Annotated in this window: 19 protein-coding genes; 11 read left to right on the top strand and 8 right to left on the bottom strand. The window is 61.8% G+C overall.

Annotated elements, in window-relative coordinates; genetic code table 11:
* Window positions 1-13: 13 nt before the first annotated feature.
* The gene (locus tag ACSQ3I_RS17255; protein ID WP_436000923.1) at window positions 14-1,027 is read right to left on the bottom strand and encodes a BMP family protein; all 1,014 of its coding nucleotides are present in this window, start codon (window positions 1,025-1,027) and stop codon (window positions 14-16) included.
* Window positions 1,028-1,155: 128 nt separating this feature from the next.
* Here ACSQ3I_RS17255 and ACSQ3I_RS17250 point away from each other — a divergent pair, with 128 nt between their 5' ends.
* Window positions 1,156-1,464 carry a hypothetical protein gene (locus ACSQ3I_RS17250; protein ID WP_436000921.1) on the top strand — a complete coding sequence of 103 codons (309 nt, stop codon included), beginning with the start codon at window positions 1,156-1,158 and terminating at the stop codon, window positions 1,462-1,464.
* Between the two features lie 180 nt (window positions 1,465-1,644).
* A complete protein-coding gene (locus tag ACSQ3I_RS17245) occupies window positions 1,645-2,574 on the top strand; it encodes a DUF4214 domain-containing protein (RefSeq protein WP_436000919.1) in 930 nt (309 codons plus the stop codon).
* 163 nt (window positions 2,575-2,737) lie between these two features.
* On the opposite strand, the gene ACSQ3I_RS17240 is transcribed toward ACSQ3I_RS17245, so the two are convergent.
* The 5 genes from ACSQ3I_RS17240 to ACSQ3I_RS17220 form a co-directional block, all read right to left on the bottom strand.
* On the bottom strand, window positions 2,738-3,517 hold the full coding sequence (locus ACSQ3I_RS17240) for a metallophosphoesterase family protein (RefSeq protein WP_436000918.1): 780 nt from the start codon (window positions 3,515-3,517) through the stop codon (window positions 2,738-2,740).
* 107 nt (window positions 3,518-3,624) lie between these two features.
* Complete coding sequence (locus tag ACSQ3I_RS17235) at window positions 3,625-4,644, bottom strand: NAD-dependent epimerase/dehydratase family protein (protein ID WP_436000916.1); 1,020 nt, start codon at window positions 4,642-4,644, stop codon at window positions 3,625-3,627.
* Window positions 4,645-5,964, bottom strand: a complete 1,320-nt coding sequence (locus ACSQ3I_RS17230; protein WP_436000914.1) for a UDP-glucose dehydrogenase family protein — start codon at window positions 5,962-5,964, stop codon at window positions 4,645-4,647.
* A gap of 161 nt (window positions 5,965-6,125) precedes the next feature.
* The gene (locus ACSQ3I_RS17225) at window positions 6,126-6,581 is read right to left on the bottom strand and encodes a PTS sugar transporter subunit IIA (protein WP_436000912.1); all 456 of its coding nucleotides are present in this window, start codon (window positions 6,579-6,581) and stop codon (window positions 6,126-6,128) included.
* Window positions 6,582-6,723: 142 nt separating this feature from the next.
* Window positions 6,724-7,986, bottom strand: coding sequence for a hemolysin family protein (locus ACSQ3I_RS17220; RefSeq protein ID WP_436001180.1), 1,263 nt, complete (start codon window positions 7,984-7,986; stop codon window positions 6,724-6,726).
* Window positions 7,987-8,304: 318 nt separating this feature from the next.
* Between ACSQ3I_RS17220 and ACSQ3I_RS17215 the strand changes: the two genes are divergently transcribed.
* The 4 genes from ACSQ3I_RS17215 (at window position 8,305) to ACSQ3I_RS17200 (ending at window position 12,106) form a co-directional block, all read left to right on the top strand.
* Window positions 8,305-9,864: a putative bifunctional diguanylate cyclase/phosphodiesterase gene (locus ACSQ3I_RS17215; protein ID WP_436000910.1), complete on the top strand. Its 1,560-nt coding sequence runs from the start codon at window positions 8,305-8,307 to the stop codon at window positions 9,862-9,864.
* A gap of 170 nt (window positions 9,865-10,034) precedes the next feature.
* Window positions 10,035-10,955, top strand: a complete 921-nt coding sequence (ppk2, locus tag ACSQ3I_RS17210) for a polyphosphate kinase 2 (RefSeq protein WP_436000908.1) — start codon at window positions 10,035-10,037, stop codon at window positions 10,953-10,955.
* 191 nt (window positions 10,956-11,146) lie between these two features.
* Entirely contained in the window at window positions 11,147-11,590 is a 444-nt protein-coding gene (locus ACSQ3I_RS17205; RefSeq protein ID WP_436000907.1) for a hypothetical protein, read from the top strand.
* A gap of 132 nt (window positions 11,591-11,722) precedes the next feature.
* Window positions 11,723-12,106, top strand: coding sequence for a hypothetical protein (locus tag ACSQ3I_RS17200; protein WP_436000905.1), 384 nt, complete (start codon window positions 11,723-11,725; stop codon window positions 12,104-12,106).
* Between the two features lie 45 nt (window positions 12,107-12,151).
* On the opposite strand, the gene ACSQ3I_RS17195 is transcribed toward ACSQ3I_RS17200, so the two are convergent.
* Window positions 12,152-12,508 (bottom strand): VanZ family protein, encoded by a 357-nt coding sequence (locus ACSQ3I_RS17195; protein ID WP_436000903.1) that lies wholly within the window; start codon window positions 12,506-12,508, stop codon window positions 12,152-12,154.
* Window positions 12,509-12,588: 80 nt separating this feature from the next.
* Complete coding sequence (locus ACSQ3I_RS17190; protein ID WP_436000901.1) at window positions 12,589-13,194, bottom strand: NUDIX hydrolase; 606 nt, start codon at window positions 13,192-13,194, stop codon at window positions 12,589-12,591.
* A gap of 373 nt (window positions 13,195-13,567) precedes the next feature.
* Between ACSQ3I_RS17190 and ACSQ3I_RS17185 the strand changes: the two genes are divergently transcribed.
* From ACSQ3I_RS17185 to ACSQ3I_RS17165, 5 genes are all read left to right on the top strand, one after another.
* A complete protein-coding gene (locus ACSQ3I_RS17185) occupies window positions 13,568-14,362 on the top strand; it encodes an inositol monophosphatase family protein (RefSeq protein ID WP_436000899.1) in 795 nt (264 codons plus the stop codon).
* 107 nt (window positions 14,363-14,469) lie between these two features.
* A complete protein-coding gene (locus tag ACSQ3I_RS17180; protein ID WP_436000897.1) occupies window positions 14,470-14,940 on the top strand; it encodes a cupin domain-containing protein in 471 nt (156 codons plus the stop codon).
* Between the two features lie 89 nt (window positions 14,941-15,029).
* Complete coding sequence (gnd, locus tag ACSQ3I_RS17175; RefSeq protein ID WP_436001178.1) at window positions 15,030-16,031, top strand: phosphogluconate dehydrogenase (NAD(+)-dependent, decarboxylating); 1,002 nt, start codon at window positions 15,030-15,032, stop codon at window positions 16,029-16,031.
* A gap of 173 nt (window positions 16,032-16,204) precedes the next feature.
* Complete coding sequence (locus ACSQ3I_RS17170; protein ID WP_436000895.1) at window positions 16,205-18,250, top strand: NAD(+) synthase; 2,046 nt, start codon at window positions 16,205-16,207, stop codon at window positions 18,248-18,250.
* 108 nt (window positions 18,251-18,358) lie between these two features.
* Window positions 18,359-18,763 carry a hypothetical protein gene (locus ACSQ3I_RS17165; protein ID WP_436000894.1) on the top strand — a complete coding sequence of 135 codons (405 nt, stop codon included), beginning with the start codon at window positions 18,359-18,361 and terminating at the stop codon, window positions 18,761-18,763.
* The last annotated feature ends 76 nt before the right edge of the window (window positions 18,764-18,839 follow it).

Raw genomic sequence — 18,839 nt, 5'->3', positions numbered from 1 at the left:
TCGTCAGCGACGATTACAAGGTGGATTTCGGCTCTTCGTCATTGATGGCGACCGTGAAGGTGCCAGCCTTGATCTCGGCTTCCTTGGCCTTGACCAGATCGATGACATCCTGCGGCACCAGCTTGGGATCGAGCGGCGCCAGCGAACAGCCGCCAGCGGCCATATGGCTGAGCGGACCGTAGTTTTCGGCCTTGAAGCTGTCGGTCAGCACGGCATTGACCGCCTTGTCGATCGACGGTTCCATGTGCCACAGCGCACTGGCGATCACCGTGCCCGGATATTGCTCGGCGGTGTCGATAACGTTGCCGATCGCCTTGATGCCTTTTTCCTTGGCGGCGTCGGATACGCCGAAACGTTCGGCATACATCACGTCGGCGCCCTTCTCGATCATCGCAAAGGCGGTTTCCTTGGCCTTCGGCGGGTCGTACCAGGAGTTGATGAAGGAAACGAGGAATTTTGCGTCCGCATTGACGGAGAGCACGCCGGCCATAAAGGCCTGCATCAACCGGTTAACCTCGGGAATGGCGTAACCGCCGACCATGCCGATGACGTTCGACTTGGTTTCCTTGCCGGCGACGATGCCGGTGAGATAGGAGGCGTCCTGGATGTAATTGTCGAAGACGGAAAAATTCGGCGTCTGCTCCGGGAAGGACGAGCCCATCAGGAAGGCGATATCGGGATAATCCTCGGCGATCTTGCGGGCGGCGCGCTCAAGACCGAAAGCTTCGGCGATAATCAGATCCTTCTTGGCTTCGGCATATTCGCGGATGACGCGCTCGGCATCGGTGTTGGCGACGTTTTCGGAGTAGACGTAGGTGACGTCGCCGCGCGCTTCCGCAGCCTTCAGCGCCAGATGCAGGCGGCTGATCCACTGCTGTTCGATCGGTACGGACGTGACCAGCGCCACGGCAATCGGCTTCGGCTTGGCGAAAGCGGGAAGTCCGAGCGCCGCCACCAGCGCCGCAGCGCCCGCCCCCTGCAGCAGCAGACGGCGCGTCATCGTCCCATCGATCATCAGATTTTTCATGCATGGCCCCCTTTGTCTCTACGACTTTTGTTTTTGACCTGGCGCGCCCCATAACCGGGGCTTCGTGCAACGGTCGCGCGGGTGGCGTCGCCGTCGCATCTTTTGTTTCCTAATATATGATTGCTACCATGCCCAAAGTTTCACCACAAGCTGGCGAAGCATTTGAATACAAAAGATTTTTTGCAAAATTTTGCGGCAAGAAGCCTGTTATTCGTGCGCCGCTCGGCTACGAATCCGGCACGTTTTTCCCGCTGGAGCAAGGCTCGGTCGAAGACATAGTAGCGAAAGATGCCCGGCAGGCAAATAAAAACGGCACGACCAAATTGCGCCAAGGGACAAAGGCGAATTCGGCCGTGCCGGAAGAGTTGAGGCAAGTGGCGCAGTCACGACCGCTTGTCGTCACGAGCGACACGCCAGGGCGCCTCGTCGATCAGTGATTTTGACTTTACACGGCAGGCTTTGAGGCCGGCTTAAATCAATGAATGCAATTTTACGGAACGGCATTTTTCGTTGTCAGGAAAAGGTGAGCGGCAACCTTCCGATCCTCGCCTTGCCGATCCTCCATCGTGCCATAGCTTTCCTTGGGAAGGACGGAACAAGCCCGGAGGAGGCGAGAAATGGCGACGGTTCAGGGCGTATATCTGGCATTGTTTGGGCGGCCCGCAGATCCCGGCGGACTGACTTATTTTAACGGCATCACGGCCTCGGGCGCCAATCTTGCACCGATACTGGGAACTTTGGCGGCGACCGCTGAATACAAGTCCAGATTTTCCGGAATGGAAAACGATCGCGTCGTCAACGAGATTTTCAGGAGCCTGTTCAACCGGAATGCCGATCAGGCCGGAGCCAGCTTCTTTGCCAACGAACTGAGTTCTGGTCGGCAAACCATCGAAACGATTGCCGTCAATATCCTGGATGGAGCAACGGGCGCGGACAGAACCACGGCTGACAAAAAACTGGCGGCGGCCGCAGCCTATACCGATGCGCTGAACACATCGCCGGGTGCGTTGGCAAATTACACAGGCAGCACGGGAGAAACGCAGGGGCGCGATTATCTGCGAATGATAGACGCGAATTCGCCTTCCCCGCCCGATCCTGGCAAACTCAGCAACGCTATCACCGACCTGCAGATCAACATGGGCGGGGACGACACAGTCGTGCATACCCGCAATGGCCCGGAACTCAATGCATCCAATCCGAGCCTGACGCGTGCGGAGGTGCTTCACATTCTGCCTGGGGACAGCGGCCTCACCGACGCCAATCGTGACGTCATCAAGGGCTTCCAGTCCGGAATCGACAGCATAACCTTTGAAATTTCCGGAGGCGCGGGCAGCGCCGTCAACTTCCGATCGCTCTCGTCATCCTTTTCCGATGCCGCCACCGCGAATGTCGCCGCCGACGAAGCGCTTGACGGCAAGGTTCTCTACGTGCTGGCGAGCGTCGGAGCAGACAAATTCCTTTTCGTTGACAGCAATGGCGACGGATCGGCCGACATATCGGCAAAGCTGGTCGGGCAGGTAGAATTTTCGATGTACGATATCATTTGAAGCCGGCATCCTGGCTCGCACAGGCCGTGAGAGCGCAAAAAACCGCGACGAAACGGCGCTCCATGGGCCGTGGCTGAAAAGACCAACTCCAAGTCTGGCGGGGCACTGCCGGGCGGAGTAGAATTCGCCGGCAAAAAAACGAAGGGCCTTCACCCTCGCGACATCAGAGGATGCGCGCCTGGTTTCCGGCGACCTTGAGAACCGTCAGCCGGCCAGTGGCGAAGGCTGCGGTATCGATGCCGATGCGGCCCTTGGCGAAGACCGGCTCGTCCGTCGGCGTATGCCCGTGAATGACCAGCAGCGGCAGGCCCGCCCCTTCCGAGAGGAACGGCTCACGGATCCACAGGAGGTCACGGTCCGTCTGTTCCTCGATCGCCACGCCCGGACGGATGCCGGCATGCGCGAATACCAGCTTGCCGACCTCCAGAAGCACCGGCAGCGCCCGCAGCAGGCGGATATGCCGTTCCGGGATCGCTTCCATCGCCGCCTCGGCGACGGCCTCGAAACTGCGGCTGGTCTGCAGGATATGGGTGACGTCGACACCATAGGACGCCAGCATTTCGTGGCCACCCCAGTCGAGCCAGCCGCGATGGCTGGTCGGCGCATCGAGGAAACGCAGGAACGTATCCTCGTGATTGCCGCACAGCGTTATGCGCTCCAGCCCTGCCGGCGGCACGCTGCAGAGATGCTCCACCACATCGTTGGAAGCCGGTCCACGGTCGATATAGTCACCGAGATACACGACCAGCACCGGCCCCTTTTCGGCGGCGCTGTCTTCGATGATCCGCCGCTCGGCGTCGATCATTTCCCTGTGGCAGCCATGAACGTCACCCACGGCATAGATAGCCGCGAAATCGCCGGCCTCGTAGCGCAGCCGCGCCCGAGGATGATCGGCGAATGTCTCCTGCTCCGCCATTCCCAGCAATTTTCGAATGAAACGCATCGCAACTTCCAAACAGACGCCCCCGCGCCGCCATTGTGTACAGCGGCTGCGGCGAAATTACGAGATGAGACCGGTGGCCATTTCTGGATAAAGGCGCGCACGCGCGCTCAATCGAGGAAATCCTTGCGCGCTTCCAGATACCATTCAACAAAGGCCCGCACCCCGTCCTTGAGGCTGGTTTCCGGCTTGTAGCCGGTCAACGCCACCAAAAGGTCGGGGCTGGCATAGGTGCGCGGCACGTCACCCTTCTGCATCGGCAGCATCCGTCGTTTCGCCGGACGGCCAAGCACCTCTTCCACCGTCTCGACGAAATCGAGCAGGCCGACCGGCTGACCGCCGCCGATGTTGACGACGCGGAACGGTGCCTGATGCGACAACGTATCGATGACACCGGGCGACTGCACCCGGTTCGCTTCGGCGGGAACCACTGCGGAAAGCTTGATGATGCCGTCGACGAGATCGTCGACATAGGTGAAATCACGGCTCATCTTGCCTTCGCCGTAGATCTCGATCTCGTTGCCGTCGAGCATGCCCTTGACGAATTTGAACAACGCCATGTCCGGCCGGCCCCAGGGACCGTAGACCGTGAAGAAGCGGAAGGCCGTCGTCGGGATCTTGTGCAGGTGGGAATAGCTGTGGGCCATCACCTCCGTCGCCTTCTTGCTGGCGGCGTAGAAGGTCAGCGGCTCATCCGTCCTGTCGCTCTCGCGGAAGGGGATATCGGGATTGGCGCCGTAGACCGACGAGGTCGAGGCGAGCATCAGATGGCGGATCTCCGCCCGGCGCGCCAGCTCCAGCACGTTCCATGTGCCGGAAAGATTGGCATCGAAATAGGCCTTGGGATTTTCCAGGCTGTAGCGCACCCCCGCCTGGGCGGCGAGGTGGACGATGACGTCGGGCTTTTCGATGTCGTAGGCGTCAGTCAGCGCCTTTTCATCCTCCAACATGCCGATATAGGGCTTGAAGGCCGGGAACTGCGCCAGCGCCGCATGCCGCGCCTCCTTGAGGCGCACATTGTAATAAGCCGTCATCCCGTCGAAACCGGTGACGGAATGGCCTTCCTCAAGCAGGCGGCGGGCCAGATGGAAACCGATGAAACCCGCGGTGCCGGTAATCAAATAACGCATCTAGGCGGCACCACCCGACTTGCGGCCGACGCTGTGGTACTCGAAACCATGGCGCGTCACCTCCTGCGGCGGATAGACGTTGCGCAGGTCGACGAGCAGCGGCGCATTCATCACCGTCTTCAGACGGCCGAAATCGAGCGCGCGGAATGCGTCCCATTCCGTCACCAGCACCAGCACGTCGGCGCCTTCGGCGGCATCATAGGGGCTGGTGGCGTAAGCGACGCCGTCGATGACGCTCTTTGCCGCCTCCATGCCTTCCGGATCGTAGGCGCTGATGACCGCGCCGTTGTCCTGCAGCGCCTGGATGATGGCGATGGACGGCGATTCGCGCATATCGTCGGTGTTGGGCTTGAAGGTCAGGCCGAGGACGGCGACCTTCTTGCCGCGCACGTCACCGCCGCTGGCGGCGATCACCTTGCGCGCCATCGCCCGCTTGCGGGTGTCGTTGATGGCAACGGTCGCCTCCACCAGCCGCATCGGGCTGTCATGGTCCTGGGCGGTCTTGGCCAGCGCCAGCGTATCCTTGGGAAAGCACGAACCGCCGTAACCGGGGCCGGCATGCAGGAACTTGTCGCCGATACGCTTGTCGAGGCCAATGCCCTTGGCCACCTTCTGCACGTCGGCGCCGACGCGCTCGCACAGATCGGCGATCTCGTTGATGAAGGTGATCTTCATCGCCAGGAAGGCGTTGCCGGCATATTTGATCAGTTCGGAGGTGCGCCGCTCGCAGAACATCAGCGGCGCCTCGTTAAGCGACAGGGGACGATAGACGTCCTTCATCACCTCAATGGCACGCGGCTCGATGGTGCCGATAACGACGCGGTCCGGCCGCTTGAAATCGGAGATCGCCGCGCCCTCGCGCAAGAACTCCGGATTGGAGACAACCTCGATATCGGCCTGCGGGTTTTCCTCGCGCATGATCCGCTCCACCTCATCGCCCGTGCCGACCGGAACGGTCGACTTGGTGACGATGACGGTAAAGCCGGTCACGGCGCGGGCGATTTCACGAGCGGCGGCGTAGACGTAGCTCAAATCGGCATGGCCGTCGCCGCGGCGCGACGGCGTGCCGACGGCGATGAACACCGCATCGGCGTCCCGCACCGCCGCAGCCAGATCCGTCGAAAAGCTCAGGCGGCCGGCCTTGGCGTTCGAGGCGACGAGAGCGTCGAGCCCCGGTTCGAAGATCGGAATCAAACCTTTGCGCAGGCTCTCGACCTTTTCCTCGACCTTGTCGACGCAGACGACACTATGGCCGAAATCCGCAAAACATGCCCCCGACACAAGCCCGACATAACCCGAACCGATCATTACAAGACGCATAAGATCCTCATTGGAGCATCGGCGCACCGTGGTTTCGCAGGCGCCTTTCCGATAGTGGCGGCATGCTTAACGCGCTTTAACGTCCGGTTCAACGGCGGGCTTTGTCACAATCGACGGCAAAAGGCCGCGGGCCGCAGACACCGGGTCTCGGCGCAAAAGCCTCAGGCCGGATCGTCGGCAATCAGCGCCGCATAAAGCTGGTCGGCGTCGCGTGCCTGGCGGACGTTGCGCAGCACGCTGTCGGTGCGCAAACGCCGGGCGATAGCCGACAGGGCATTGAGATGGTCGCCGCGATCGCCTTCCGGCGTCAGGAACACGAAAACGACATCGACGGGAATATCGTCGATCGCCTCGAAATCCACAGGTTTCGCCGGACGGATGACGAGGCCGTAGGCGTCGTTCAGGCCGGCATAACGCGCATGCGGAATGGCCACGCCCTCGCCGATGCCGGTCGAGCCGAGCTTTTCGCGGTTGACCAGCCCCTTGAAGATGGCGGCCGCATCGAGACCGGTCGCGGCCGCGGCCGTGTCGGCGGCAAGCTGCAGCAGCTTGTTCTTGTTGGAAACGGAAACGTGCGCAAGCACACTGCCGGGCGATATCAGATCGGAAATCTTCATGACGGCGTCTGCCTTAGAGCAACTTCGAACGAGTGTGAAACGATTTCCACCCGCATTCACAGGAAGCGGAAATCGAACGGCCGGCAACGACCTCCTGCGGCGAGCGGCAATCGTCTTGCCGGTCGCCGGGAGCTAGGCCGGATCAGGCAACCTTGCTCAGCAGGATCTTGTCGATGCGACGGCCATCAAGGTCGATGACTTCGAAACGCCAGCCGTTCTTGGTAAAACTTTCGCCCAGTTCCGGCAGTCGGCGCAATTCGGTCAGCACCAGGCCGGCGACCGTTTCGTATTCCGGATCCTCGCCGACCTTGAAGCCCATCTGGTCGGCGAATTCGTCGATCGGCATCCAGCCAGCGATAAGATAACTGCCGTCCTCGCGCTCGACGACGGCCGGTTCTTCCACTTCGCTTTCCTGGAAGACGCCGGTGATCGCCTCCAGCACGTCGCCGGAGGTGATGATGCCTTCGAAATGACCGTATTCGTCATAGACAAGCACGAGGTGCGCCGTCGATTTGCGCAACGCCTGGATAACGTCGATGGCGCTGGTCAGGTCGGAAACGACAGGCACTTCACGCATGATGGTACGAACGTCCATCTCGTTGCGCAGGAAAAAGGCGTCATAGGCGTCCTTGACGAACAGTACGCCGATGATCTCGTCGGAACTGCCGTTGCGCACCGGCAGGCGCGAGCGGTTGGTCGAACGCAGCTGCTCCTTGATCTCCTCGAAACTGTCTTCGATATCGATCACCTCGACTTCGCGGCGCGGCGTCATCAGGGCGCGGGCGGTCCGGTCGGCCAGGCGCATGACGCCCGAGATCATCGCCGATTCCTCGGTTTCGATCACGCCGGCGCTGTGCGCCTCGGCCAGAACCGTCTTGATTTCTTCGTCGGTCACGCGGTCGTTGGACGCCCCGCTCTGGCCGAGCAGCATCAGCACCAGGCGACCCGAGCGGTCGAGCAGCCAGACGAGAGGCGCAGCCAGCCGCGACAGAAGCCGCATGGCGGGCGAAACACGCGCCGCAATCGCTTCCGGATCGCGCAAGGCGATCTGCTTCGGCACCAGTTCGCCGACGATCAGCGACAGGTAGGTGATCGCCACGACCACCGTGCCGACGCCGACGGCATCGGCGACATTGTCAGGCATGCCCTGGGTCAGCAACCAGGAGGAGAAACGCGCGCCGAGCGTGGCGCCGGAAAAGGCACCCGACAGGACGCCGACGAGGGTAATACCGATCTGCACGGTCGACAGGAAGCGGCCCGGATCTTCCCCGAGCTTGATCGCGATCGCGGCGCCGCGGTTTCCCTGATCGGAGAGCACTTTCAATCTTGCTGGCCTGGAGGAGACAACCGCCAATTCGGACATTGCCAACACACCGTTGAGCACGGTGAGTAAAATCACGATCAGGATCTCGGTAAGCAAAAGGGACTCTTCAAATTGTTGACGGGTATGGCGCAAGGCGACATGAACCACACATAGCACAGTCTTGCCAAGCCGTGTAAAAAACTGCGGAGCGCCATTTTACAGTATGAAGATGCGTTCCCGACACCGTCCGCCCCTGCGGCGCAACTACCCGGCGCGAAGACGAGACCGCATGAGCAACGTTTAAAATGCCTTCTATTCAAAGCGCATAAGCTGTCACTCAATTGACATTTTACATCCTGCCGAAACGAACATTTTAAGTTTTTCAGATATGAAATACACCCGGGAAGCGAGGAATCCGGGATGAAAGATTTTTTTCGTAGCAGGGCCGGCAAGCAATTTCTGTCGTTGGTTGCGCTGGGCACTGTTCTCTGGGGGCTGGGTTACGAACTCAGTTTCCATGAGAGCCTGTTCCGCTTCGTCAACGTGTTCAAGCCCTACGGCGCCGACAAGCTGGTGCTGGCGATCGCCGTCGGCGGCGCCATGAGCTTCATCTATTCCATTTTGCGGATCTACGACCTGCGCAAGGAAATGGACCTGCGAACCGCCGCCCAGGCCCGCGCCGATTGGGCTGCCACGCACGACCACCTGACCAAGCTGCCCAATCGTTATGCCTTCGAGCGCGCCACCCTGCCGCTCGGCCGGGCGCTGGACGGGGATCAGGAAAGAACCGTCACGGTCTTTTCCGTCGATCTCGACGGCTTCAAGAAGGTCAACGACCTCGTCGGCCACAAGGGCGGCGATGCGCTGCTGATCGAGGTATCGCGTCGCCTTTGCGCATTGGGCAAGGCCGATTGCGTCTTCCGCTTCGGTGGCGACGAATTCCTCATTGCCATGATCGGCCTGCCGGAAGACCATCAGAGCCGGTTCGCACAGGTGCTGATCCAGGCCGTGACCCGCCCGATCCATATCGACGGTTTTGCCGTCGAGGTCGGCGCCAGCGTCGGCTTCGCCACGTGGCGCGAAGGTCGCGAGCGGCTCGACGAGGCGGCACATCGGGCCGATCTTGCCATGTACGAGGCGAAATCGGGTGGCCCCAATCGCCATTGTGCCTTCCAGACCGCAATGCAGGACAAGGTCACCGAACGCGCCTCGCTGGAGTCAAAACTCCGCCTGGCGATCCAGGAAAAGGCAATCGTCACCCATTACCAGCCACTGATCAACCTGCGCACCGGCGCCATCTGCGGCTTTGAAGCCCTGGCGCGTTGGACCGACGACCAGGGGGTTTTCATCCCGCCCCCGGTATTCATTTCCATCGCCGAAGAGACCGGCTTGATCACCGAACTGTTCGAAAACCTGCTGACGCAGGCCTGCCGCGACGCCCTTTTCTGGCCGGAAGAGATCGTCCTGTCCTTCAACGTCTCGCCGGTGCAGATGGAAGACCGGCTTCTCGCCTCGCGGATCCTGCGTATCCTCGAAACCACGACATTCCCGGCCCAGCGCCTTGAGATCGAGATCACCGAAAACGCGTTGATTCAGGACCCCGACGATGCTGCCCGCATTCTCGATGAATTGACGCAAGCCGGCGTCCAGGTGGCGCTCGACGATTTCGGCACCGGCTATTCCAGCCTGTCGCAGCTTGCCCGTTATCGTTTCGACAAGATCAAGATCGACAAGAGCTTCATCTCGACCTACCAGAACGACGAACGCCAGGACAAGATCGTCCGGGCGATGCTCGGCCTCGGTCGCAGCCTCAACATCAAGACCACGGCCGAAGGCATCGAAGAGCACGGCCAGCTCTCGCATCTGCTGCTTCTCGGCTGCGACATCGGCCAGGGCTACATCTTCGGCAAGGCGATGCCGGCACAGCAGGCGCTCGATTTCATTGCGGAACGCCAGGAGGTGCTGAGCGCCTCGGCCTGAACCGGCACGACAATTCATCGTGGTGTTCGTGGACCGGATGGATTCCGGCTCTACATGCTTTTGTGAACCAGAAGCGCCGAATCTGGCAGGAAACCATACCGGTCCCCAGCCTGTCACATCGCTGTCGCAGAGACACGCTTTTCTGGCGACAGAAAGACAGGGGTAAATCCATGAACAACGTTGACCAGGATCATCTGGATCGCATCAAGGCCGAAATCGCCGACAGCTTCGACGAGGAGTTGGAAATGCAACTCGAGGAAGACCGGCTGGACGAACTGGTCGCCGAAGGCATGAGCGCCCCGGGGGAAATGACCCTCGACCGCAAGGTCTATTTCCGCGAACTCTTCCGCCTCCAGCATGAACTCGTGCGGCTGCAGGACTGGATCCAGTATCAGAAACTCAAGGTCGTGGTGCTTTTCGAGGGCCGTGATTCCGCCGGCAAGGGCGGCGCGATCAAGCGCGTGACGCCACGCCTTAACCCACGCATCTGCCGCGTCGTGGCGCTGCCGGCACCGACCGAACGCGAGCGCAACCAGTGGTATTTCCAGCGCTACGTGCCGCATCTGCCGACCGCCGGCGAAATGGTGCTGTTCGACCGCAGCTGGTACAACCGCGCCGGCGTCGAGCGCGTCATGGGTTTCTGCACCGCCGAGGAACTGGACGAGTTCTTCCGCTCGGTGCCGGAATTCGAGCGCATGCTGGTACGCTCCGGCATTATCTTGATCAAGTACTGGTTCTCGATCACCGACAACGAGCAGGAATTCCGCTTCAAGATGCGTATCCATGATCCGCTGAAGCAGTGGAAGCTGTCGCCGATGGACATGCAGAGCCGTATCCATTGGGAGGATTACACCAAGGCCAAGGAAGAAATGCTGGCCCGCACCCATACGCCGGAAGCGCCCTGGTGGGTGGTGCAGGCCGTCGACAAGAAAAAGGCGCGGCTGAACTGCATCGCCCATCTGCTCGACCAGATCCCCTACGGCGATGTGCCGAAATCCACCGTCGAACTGCCGGAACGCGTGCACCACACCGATTATGTGCGCCATCCGGTCCCAGCCGAAATGTACGTACCGGATATCTATCGGGGCTAAAACCCTTTTGACGCGAGCATGGCCGGATCACTCCGTCCGGCCATGTCTGCCGCAGCGATCGGACTGGCGGCGAACGGAAAGACGGATGGCGGCAGCCGAATCGGTTATCATGCATGCCGACAATGCCCGCCGGCACCTGCAGATGTTTCCGGCCGGGCGGCGAAACCGAACGATTGGGCTTTTTGTATCCGATGGCAATTTTCTTCCGACTCTCAATCCCCGAAAGTCTCGCGCTGGAAAAGATCGACGAAAAATTCGCCGGTCCGTGCGATTGCGACGGATATCTCAGCCTGATCGGTGATCGCCACAACTACACGATCGGCTGGGAACGCGGAAAACATGCCGACGATTTTCACGCACAGGTGAGGGCCGCACTTGGCGTGACCTCGGAAACCGCGCCTTTCTGGCTCGTCTACGAGCGGCGCGACGATCGCAACGACCCCGGCGTCAACGACATCCGCAATGCCGCCATCCGGCTCTCCCGCGCCTATGAGGATGCCATCGTCGTGACGTTGAGCCTGCTCGACCGCCGCGATGCGGCCGGCGATCTCGAACTGGTGCTGATCTGCTTCAGCGATGAAGTGCACCGGCGCAACTTCAAGATCCGCTACGAAGGCAAATACGTTTCGGAGTGATCGCGCCGGCTTTGGCGCAATTCCGGACGCAAAACCGCGGCGCACTTTTGCTGAAATTGCTCTATTTGCCATAGGCGGCGAAAACGGTATCCTGACGGCGCATCATCGAAAGAGCGCTGGGAGGAGCGATTTATGAGAAGAATGTGGCCCGAAGAATTCAACACTATTTTCGAGCAGGCGGAGGAGGTCATGGTCACGCCGCAAAGCATCGCGGCGACCGACGAACAGGAGGGTCATCCCGAACCGCACATGCCGAGGAAGGCGCTGAAGCTTCGACTGCCCATGGCACTCTACGAGCGTGTCTGGCCGCTGGCGGAAATGCGCTTCCGTCTGGCAGAAGGCACGTTTGCCGGGCAGGCGGTAACGATGATCACCACCAATCCGCACTACCATGCCTGGCATCCGGCCGATGGCGGCAAGGACGAACACATTTCCGACGCCGGCCATGCCTACTCTACCGAGCACGTCGTCGTGCATTTCCTGCTTGATGATGTCCGGGAAAAAGTCCCCGCCTGACATGCCCGGCCCGCTGACGCCAAGCCGGCGGGCCGCCCTTCGCTCTCAGCTCTGCGGCAGGAAGCGCAGCCGCAACCGGTTCGCGACCCAGCCGACCAGAATGCCGGCTATGGCGCCGATGGCCTTGATCATCGCATCGTGCGCCTGGGCATGCCGGGTCGGCGCCAGATATTGCAGAAGCTCGATTGCGCCGGCGCCGATGACCAGCAGCACGGCGCAAGCCAGGATGTAGCGCGGATAGGCGATGACGAACAACGCCGACATCACGAAGAAAGCCAGCGCCCGGTCGACATCGACGGGCAGGAAATCACGCGGCCGGAACGAAATCGGCGATATGGTTGCGAAAATGATGGCGAAGAGGCAGATCCACGCAGCGATCTGAAAAAGGCGGGTCGTTGTCATCGGCGCATTCTATCAGAGCCGCAGCATGCCGCAACGCACCAACGGGAATTTGAATGCCTGCCCCTCCCCGCGCCGCCGGCTCAGTTCGGAACACCGCGGCGATTGCGTTCCTTGACCTCTTCCTTGCGGTAGAGCGCCAGCATCAGGCCCTTCAGCTCCGGTTCGCAGATGCGCCGTGCCGCCTCGACGCAGGAAACCCATTCGACACGCCGTTCGCCCGCCTCCCGGAAGCGCGGCAGTTCCTCCGCAAACTTCACCAGATGGACCTGCACCAGGCACGGCACGCGCTGGCCGTCGGCAAGCGTCTTCAGATAGGTATAGCGACCGAAAGGCTTGCGTTTGGCCTTGCCGAGAACGCCAGCCTCCTCGAATGCTTCCTGCGCGGCAACCTTGTGTGGCGGCTTGTCGTCGATCGGCCACCCCTTCGGAATGATCCAGCGGCCGGAAGCGCGTGTCGTCACCAGCAGGACTTCGATGCCTTCGAAGCCGCGACGGTAGCACAAGGCCGCATATTGCATGCGGAAGGGAGCACGAAACAGGATGTCCGGCTGCTGCGCCAGTTCGGCAAGCAGGTCGCGGGTGTTCTGTGTCTCCTTGCGATCAGGTTCGATGGCACGGCCCTCCCGCCTTCGTGTCGTTGCGTGCGGCCTCCGGGGATACCCTGATGCCCGGTTGCCGGATCTCATGCGTTTCGGCAGAAATGAACCGACCGTCTCGCCCCCGGATCGGGTTGCGCCAGACGCGGTCGGCATGCAATGCCGGCGAATGACAGTCGTCTTTTTCGACGCTGTCACGACCCAGCGAGGAAACCGTCCCTTCGGCGATGCTCTCGACCTCCGGCACGTGATTCCTCCTACCACGGAGAAGATTAGCCGCACTTTGCAACTGTGCGCAATGGCAAGCGGCACAGGTACAAACAGGTCCACATCGATCGCGTTCATGCCATGAACCATATGGATTGCGTAGCATTGCAAAACCGTCATGTTCCCGGTGTAGGAGGCGCGAGGCCGCCTGCAGCCGCAGGTCGCACGCCCGGCGCATGACGGCGAGGAACGAAGCATGATATCGAATGCCGAACTGGAAACGCGCCTGGCGCTGGCCGAACGGGTGGCGCAGGAGGCCGGCGCCGTCGCGCTCGATTATTTCAACCGCCGTGAGACATTGGTCGTCGAAACCAAGCGCGACCTTCAGGACGTCGTATCGATTGCCGATCGCGAGGTGGAAAACCTCATCCGCGACCGCCTGCGCGCGGCCTGCCCGGAAGACGGTTTCCTCGGTGAAGAGTTTGGCCTCACCCCCGGCACCTCCGGATCGACCTGGGTGGTCGACCCGATCGACGGCACCAGCCCCTTCGTCAACGGCATGCCGAACTGGTGCGTCTCGATTGCCCTGCTGCACGGCGGCGAACCCGTTGTCGGTGTCATCGCCGCCCCCTGCCACGGTGAAGCCTATGCCGCCGCCCGTGGTTTCGGCGCCACGCTGAACGGCAAGCGCCTGACGCTCGATCCGTCGCACACCATCCGCAATGCCGTCACCGGCATCGGCGCCAACAGCCATGTGACACCGGCCTTCGTGGCCAGGACGGTCGAAACCCTGCTGGCGGAAGGCGGCAACTTCATCCGCAACGGCTCCGGCGCCCTGATGCTCGCTTATGTCGCCGCCGGTCGGCTGGTCGGTTATTACGAGCCCTACATGCATGCCTGGGATTGCCTGGCGGGTCACTGCCTGGTGGCCGAAGCCGGCGGATGGTGCCTCCCCTTCCCTACGCAAGGCGAAAGCCTGACCAGAGGTGCTCCGGTTGTCGCCGCCGGTCCCGGCGCCGTCGACGACCTGCGCAAACTGGCAGGCATCTGAATCCGGACTGCCCGTTCGTACGGTCCGGCAAACAGACCCCCCGCGAACAGCCGATAGCGAAACACGCCAATTGCGTGTATGCTGGCGCATCGAGCAGGGGGCAGATCATGACCGCATTTGAAAAGGCAGTCGTTTCCGTTCCGGGGCGGGAAAGAGTAGCCCAGACACCCTTCGGGTCCCGTGTCATCATCCATGCGACGGCGGCCGATACCAACGGCGCCATGGGCATCTGGGAGACGCATGTACCGCCCGGCCATGGTCCGGCGCCGCATATGCACACCCGGGAAACCGAAGTGTTCCGCGTTCTGGAAGGCGTCTACCGCTTCCGCTGCGGCGAAGAGGAATTCGAGGTCGGCGCCGGTGCGGTGGTCGTCCTGCCGCCCAACGTGCCGCACGGCTGGCGCAACATCAGCGACAAGCCGGGCCGGATGTTCGCCTTCGTGGCCCCCGGCGGTTTCGAGCAGCTTTTCATCGATATCGAGGCGAGCAATGCCGATACGCCGGAAAAGATCGCCGTGATCGAAGCCCGGCTGGGGCTCGTCAACGAAGCAACCGAGGCGTTGAAGCAAAAAGCCTGACGGCACGCGCACTCCGGCGCACTCAATCGTTGAAGCTTCGGCGGCGGAGGGATATTCAAGGGCATCGTTGGAAACGGTGAGGCTTGAATATGCAGATCGGAATGATGGGACTGGGCCGGATGGGCGCCAACATGGTTCGGCGTCTGATGCGCGGTGGCCACGAATGCGTCGTCTACGACATCAATGCCGCAAGCGTCGAAGCACTGGTGGCTGAAGGCGCCGTTGGGGCGACCTCGCTCGAAGATTTCGTCGGCAAGCTGAAACCGCCACGCTGCGTCTGGCTGATGCTGCCGGCAGCGATCACGCCGAAGATCGCCGGTCAGGTCGCGGCGCTGATGACCGAAGGCGACATCGTCATCGACGGCGGCAACTCCAACTATCGCGACGCCGTCGATCAGGCCAAGCGCCTCGGCGCCCGCGGATTGAGTTATGTCGATGTCGGCACCAGCGGCGGCGTCTGGGGCCTCGATCGCGGCTATTGCCTGATGATCGGCGGACCGGAACAGGCCGTGCGCCATCTCGACCCGATTTTCGCGACGCTGGCGCCGGGCGGCGGCGAAGGCGTGCCCGCAGATGCGCCGACAGCGCAGCGCGGCTACCTGCATTGCGGCCCGAGCGGCGCCGGCCATTTCGTCAAGATGGTGCACAACGGCATCGAGTACGGGCTGATGGCCGCTTATGCCGAAGGCATCAACATCCTGAAAGCCGCCAATTCCGGCAACCAGGCGCGCGAAGCCGATGCCGAAACCAGCCCGCTTGCGGAGCCGCAATATTACCAGTTCGATATCGATCTCGCCGGCGTCACCGAAGTCTGGCGCCACGGCAGCGTTATCGGCTCATGGCTGCTCGACCTGACGGCCGAAGCCCTGAAAAAGGATGCGGCGCTCGAACAATTCGGCGGCCGGGTTTCCGATTCCGGCGAAGGGCGCTGGACGCTCAAGGCCGCCGTCGACACCGGCGTGCCGGCGCCGGTGCTGTCTTCGGCGCTGTTCAGCCGCTTCTCCTCGCAAGGGGAATCGGAATTCGCCGACAAGCTGCTGTCCGCCATGCGTTATGCCTTCGGCGGCCACGTGGAGAAGCCGAAAGAGTAACCTCGGCCCCGAATAGCCTGCAGGCCGTCGCGCATCGACCATGCCCGGCTGGCCTGCAGGCGCCTCGAAAACGTCCGGCATTTGCGTGGTGTGCGAGAAAAACCCGGCCGGCGGGATCGACGGCCATCGTGCGGCGCGGTAGTTCAATACGCAAAGACATGCGGAGTGTGTTCATGGAATTCCATTCGCCCTACAGCCACGGTTTCGTGCGGGTGGCTGCCTGTACCCCGGCCTGCGAGCTTGCCGATCCGCCGTTCAACGTCAATTCGATCCTGGAACTCGCCAGAAAGGGCAACGAGCAGCATGTCGGCCTGATGGTGTTCCCGGAACTGGCTATTTCCGGCTACTCCATCGACGACCTGCTTGGCCAGGACGTGCTGCTGGATGCCGTCGAGGATGGGCTTGCCACGCTTGCCGCCGAGAGCCGCGACCTCGGCCCGGTGCTGCTGGTCGGTGCGCCGCTGCGCCATGAAGGGCGCCTGTTCAATTGCGCCGTCGTCATCCATGCCGGCCGCATCCTCGGCGTCGTGCCGAAGACATTCCTGCCCAACTACCGGGAATTCTACGAAAAGCGCTGGTTTGCCTCCGGCCGCACCGTGCGCGAGGCGGAGATCGCCGTCGCCGGCCAGACGGCGCCCTTCGGTGTCGACCTGCAGTTTTCGGCGCAGAACGTCCGCGATTTCATCTTCCATGTCGAAATCTGCGAAGACCTCTGGGCGCCGGCTGCCCCCAGCGATTTCGGCGCGCTCGCCGGCGCCCTGATCCTCGCCAATCTTTCCGCCAGCAACATCACCGTCGGCAAGGCCGATACCCGCAAGCTCCTGTGCTCGGCGCAATCGGCCCGCACCTGGTCGGCTTATCTCTATTCGGCCGCCGGCCCCGGCGAATCCACCACCGACGTCGCCTGGGACGGCCAGGCCTGCATCTACGAACTCGGCGACCTCCTGGCCGAAACCGACCGGTTTCCGACGACGTCGCAGATGTGCATCGCCGATATCGACGTCGAACGGCTGCGGCTGGAGCGCATGCGCACCGGCACCTTCAACGACGCTGCCACATTGAACCTGACGGCCGGCCGGAATTTCCGCCGCGTGCTGTTCGATTTCGCCGTGCCGGAAGGCCGTATCGACCTGAAGCGCGCCATCGCCCGCTACCCGTTCGTGCCGGCCGATCCGAAGCGGCTGGACCAGGATTGCTACGAGACCTTTAACATCCAGGTCCAGGGGCTGATGAAGCGGCTGAAATCGACCGGCATCAAGCGGTTGTGCATCGGCATATCCGGCGGCCTCGATTCCACCCATGCGCTGCTGGTCGCCGCCCGCGCCTACGACCAGCTTGGCTGGCCGCGCTCCGATATCCTCGGCTTCACCATGCCGGGCTTCGCCACCGGCGACAACACCAAGTCGAACGCCTGGGCCCTGATGCGCAGCATGGGCATCACCGCCGAAGAAATCGACATCAGGCCGCTGGCGACACAACTGCTCAACGACCTCAAGCACCCCTTTGCCGATGGCAAGCCCGTCTATGACGTCACCTTCGAGAATGTGCAGGCCGGCCTGCGCACCGATTTCCTGTTCCGCGCCGCCAACCAGCGCAACGCGCTGGTGCTCGGCACCGGCGACCTCTCGGAAATCGCTCTCGGCTGGTCGACCTACGGCGTCGGCGACCAGATGAGCCATTACAATGTCAACGCCTCGGTCTCGAAGACGCTGATACAGCACCTCATCCGCTGGATCATCGAGACCGAAGCCTTCGACCCGGAAACCGATGCGACGCTCGAAAGCATCCTCGATACGATCATCTCGCCGGAGCTGGTGCCGGCCGATGAAAACGGCGCGATGCAGAGCACGGAAGACAAGATCGGTCCCTACGACCTGCACGATTTCACGCTGTATTATCTCACCCGCTTCGGCCTGAAACCGTCGAAGATCGCCTATATGGCGCTGCAGGCCTGGGAAGATGCCGACGCCGGCACCTGGCCGTCACATTTCCCCGAGCACAAGCGGCGCGCTTTCGATCTTCCGACGATCAAGCGTTGGCTGGAAGTCTTCCTGTTCCGCTTCTTCACCATCAGCCAGTTCAAGCGCTCGGCCTCGCCCAATGGTCCGAAAGTCACCTCCGGCGGCTCGCTTTCACCGCGCGGCGACTGGCGGGCGCCATCTGATGGCAATGGCCGCATCTGGATCAAGGAGCTGAAGGACAACGTGCCGGACGCCTGAGGTCGGCACAAAATCGCCAAGCCATGCCGTATCGCCTCACAGGCATGCGGCATGGAACTTAACGCCCCGTTCCGTGTTCATCTTCCTGTTCCCCAAAGGAGGTTAGACATGGCAACGACAACAACCATCGGGCAGGCCGTCCCCCGCGGCGTGGTCGATACCGCTCATGAAACCGTTAGCTCCGTCAATCAGGAGCTGGAAGCGGAAGTGAAATCCCTTCGTTCGCAAATTGAATCGCTGCGCCAGTCGCTGGTGGATGCCGGCCACGAAACGGCTGATATGGTCACTGCCAAGGCCAAACAGGCCGGCGCCAAGGCGACCTCCACCGTGCAGCATTATCCCGTCACCGCCGTTCTGGCAGCCGCCGCGCTGGGCGCTGTCGTGGTTCTCGCCAGCCGCATGTCGTGGACCGGCCATTCGCATTCGCCGTCCTCCCGCTACATCGACAGGGCAGAAGGCATGCTTTCGGAACTGCGGGATGCGCTTCTCTCTCTCAAGGGCCGCGTGCTCTGACGATCGCACGCCTGCCGCGCTTCAACCAGCCAGCATGCATAACGGAAAGGCCGGCTTCACTAGGTGAAGCCGGCCT

The organism is Rhizobium sp. LjRoot30, assembly GCF_964253915.1.
In the GTDB taxonomy this organism is placed as follows: domain Bacteria; phylum Pseudomonadota; class Alphaproteobacteria; order Rhizobiales; family Rhizobiaceae; genus Metarhizobium.
The sequence above is the reverse complement of the archived record's forward strand: the minus strand, read 5'-3'. Positions and strand labels throughout refer to the sequence as shown.

What these genes read in the sequence shown, in the direction of transcription:
- gnd (WP_436001178.1), top strand. Translation starts at nt 15,030, where the DNA reads ATGCAGATCGGAATGATGGGACTGGGCCGGATGGGCGCCAACATGGTT.
- ACSQ3I_RS17230 (WP_436000914.1), bottom strand. Translation starts at nt 5,964, where the DNA reads ATGCGTCTTGTAATGATCGGTTCGGGTTATGTCGGGCTTGTGTCGGGG.
- ACSQ3I_RS17190 (WP_436000901.1), bottom strand. Translation starts at nt 13,194, where the DNA reads ATGAGATCCGGCAACCGGGCATCAGGGTATCCCCGGAGGCCGCACGCA.
- ACSQ3I_RS17255 (WP_436000923.1), bottom strand. Translation starts at nt 1,027, where the DNA reads ATGAAAAATCTGATGATCGATGGGACGATGACGCGCCGTCTGCTGCTG.
- ACSQ3I_RS17200 (WP_436000905.1), top strand. Translation starts at nt 11,723, where the DNA reads ATGAGAAGAATGTGGCCCGAAGAATTCAACACTATTTTCGAGCAGGCG.
- ACSQ3I_RS17195 (WP_436000903.1), bottom strand. Translation starts at nt 12,508, where the DNA reads ATGACAACGACCCGCCTTTTTCAGATCGCTGCGTGGATCTGCCTCTTC.
- ACSQ3I_RS17240 (WP_436000918.1), bottom strand. Translation starts at nt 3,517, where the DNA reads ATGCGTTTCATTCGAAAATTGCTGGGAATGGCGGAGCAGGAGACATTC.
- ppk2 (WP_436000908.1), top strand. Translation starts at nt 10,035, where the DNA reads ATGAACAACGTTGACCAGGATCATCTGGATCGCATCAAGGCCGAAATC.
- ACSQ3I_RS17250 (WP_436000921.1), top strand. Translation starts at nt 1,156, where the DNA reads ATGCCCAAAGTTTCACCACAAGCTGGCGAAGCATTTGAATACAAAAGA.
- ACSQ3I_RS17245 (WP_436000919.1), top strand. Translation starts at nt 1,645, where the DNA reads ATGGCGACGGTTCAGGGCGTATATCTGGCATTGTTTGGGCGGCCCGCA.
- ACSQ3I_RS17180 (WP_436000897.1), top strand. Translation starts at nt 14,470, where the DNA reads ATGACCGCATTTGAAAAGGCAGTCGTTTCCGTTCCGGGGCGGGAAAGA.
- ACSQ3I_RS17165 (WP_436000894.1), top strand. Translation starts at nt 18,359, where the DNA reads ATGGCAACGACAACAACCATCGGGCAGGCCGTCCCCCGCGGCGTGGTC.
- ACSQ3I_RS17185 (WP_436000899.1), top strand. Translation starts at nt 13,568, where the DNA reads ATGATATCGAATGCCGAACTGGAAACGCGCCTGGCGCTGGCCGAACGG.
- ACSQ3I_RS17170 (WP_436000895.1), top strand. Translation starts at nt 16,205, where the DNA reads ATGGAATTCCATTCGCCCTACAGCCACGGTTTCGTGCGGGTGGCTGCC.
- ACSQ3I_RS17225 (WP_436000912.1), bottom strand. Translation starts at nt 6,581, where the DNA reads ATGAAGATTTCCGATCTGATATCGCCCGGCAGTGTGCTTGCGCACGTT.
- ACSQ3I_RS17235 (WP_436000916.1), bottom strand. Translation starts at nt 4,644, where the DNA reads ATGCGTTATTTGATTACCGGCACCGCGGGTTTCATCGGTTTCCATCTG.
- ACSQ3I_RS17205 (WP_436000907.1), top strand. Translation starts at nt 11,147, where the DNA reads ATGGCAATTTTCTTCCGACTCTCAATCCCCGAAAGTCTCGCGCTGGAA.
- ACSQ3I_RS17215 (WP_436000910.1), top strand. Translation starts at nt 8,305, where the DNA reads ATGAAAGATTTTTTTCGTAGCAGGGCCGGCAAGCAATTTCTGTCGTTG.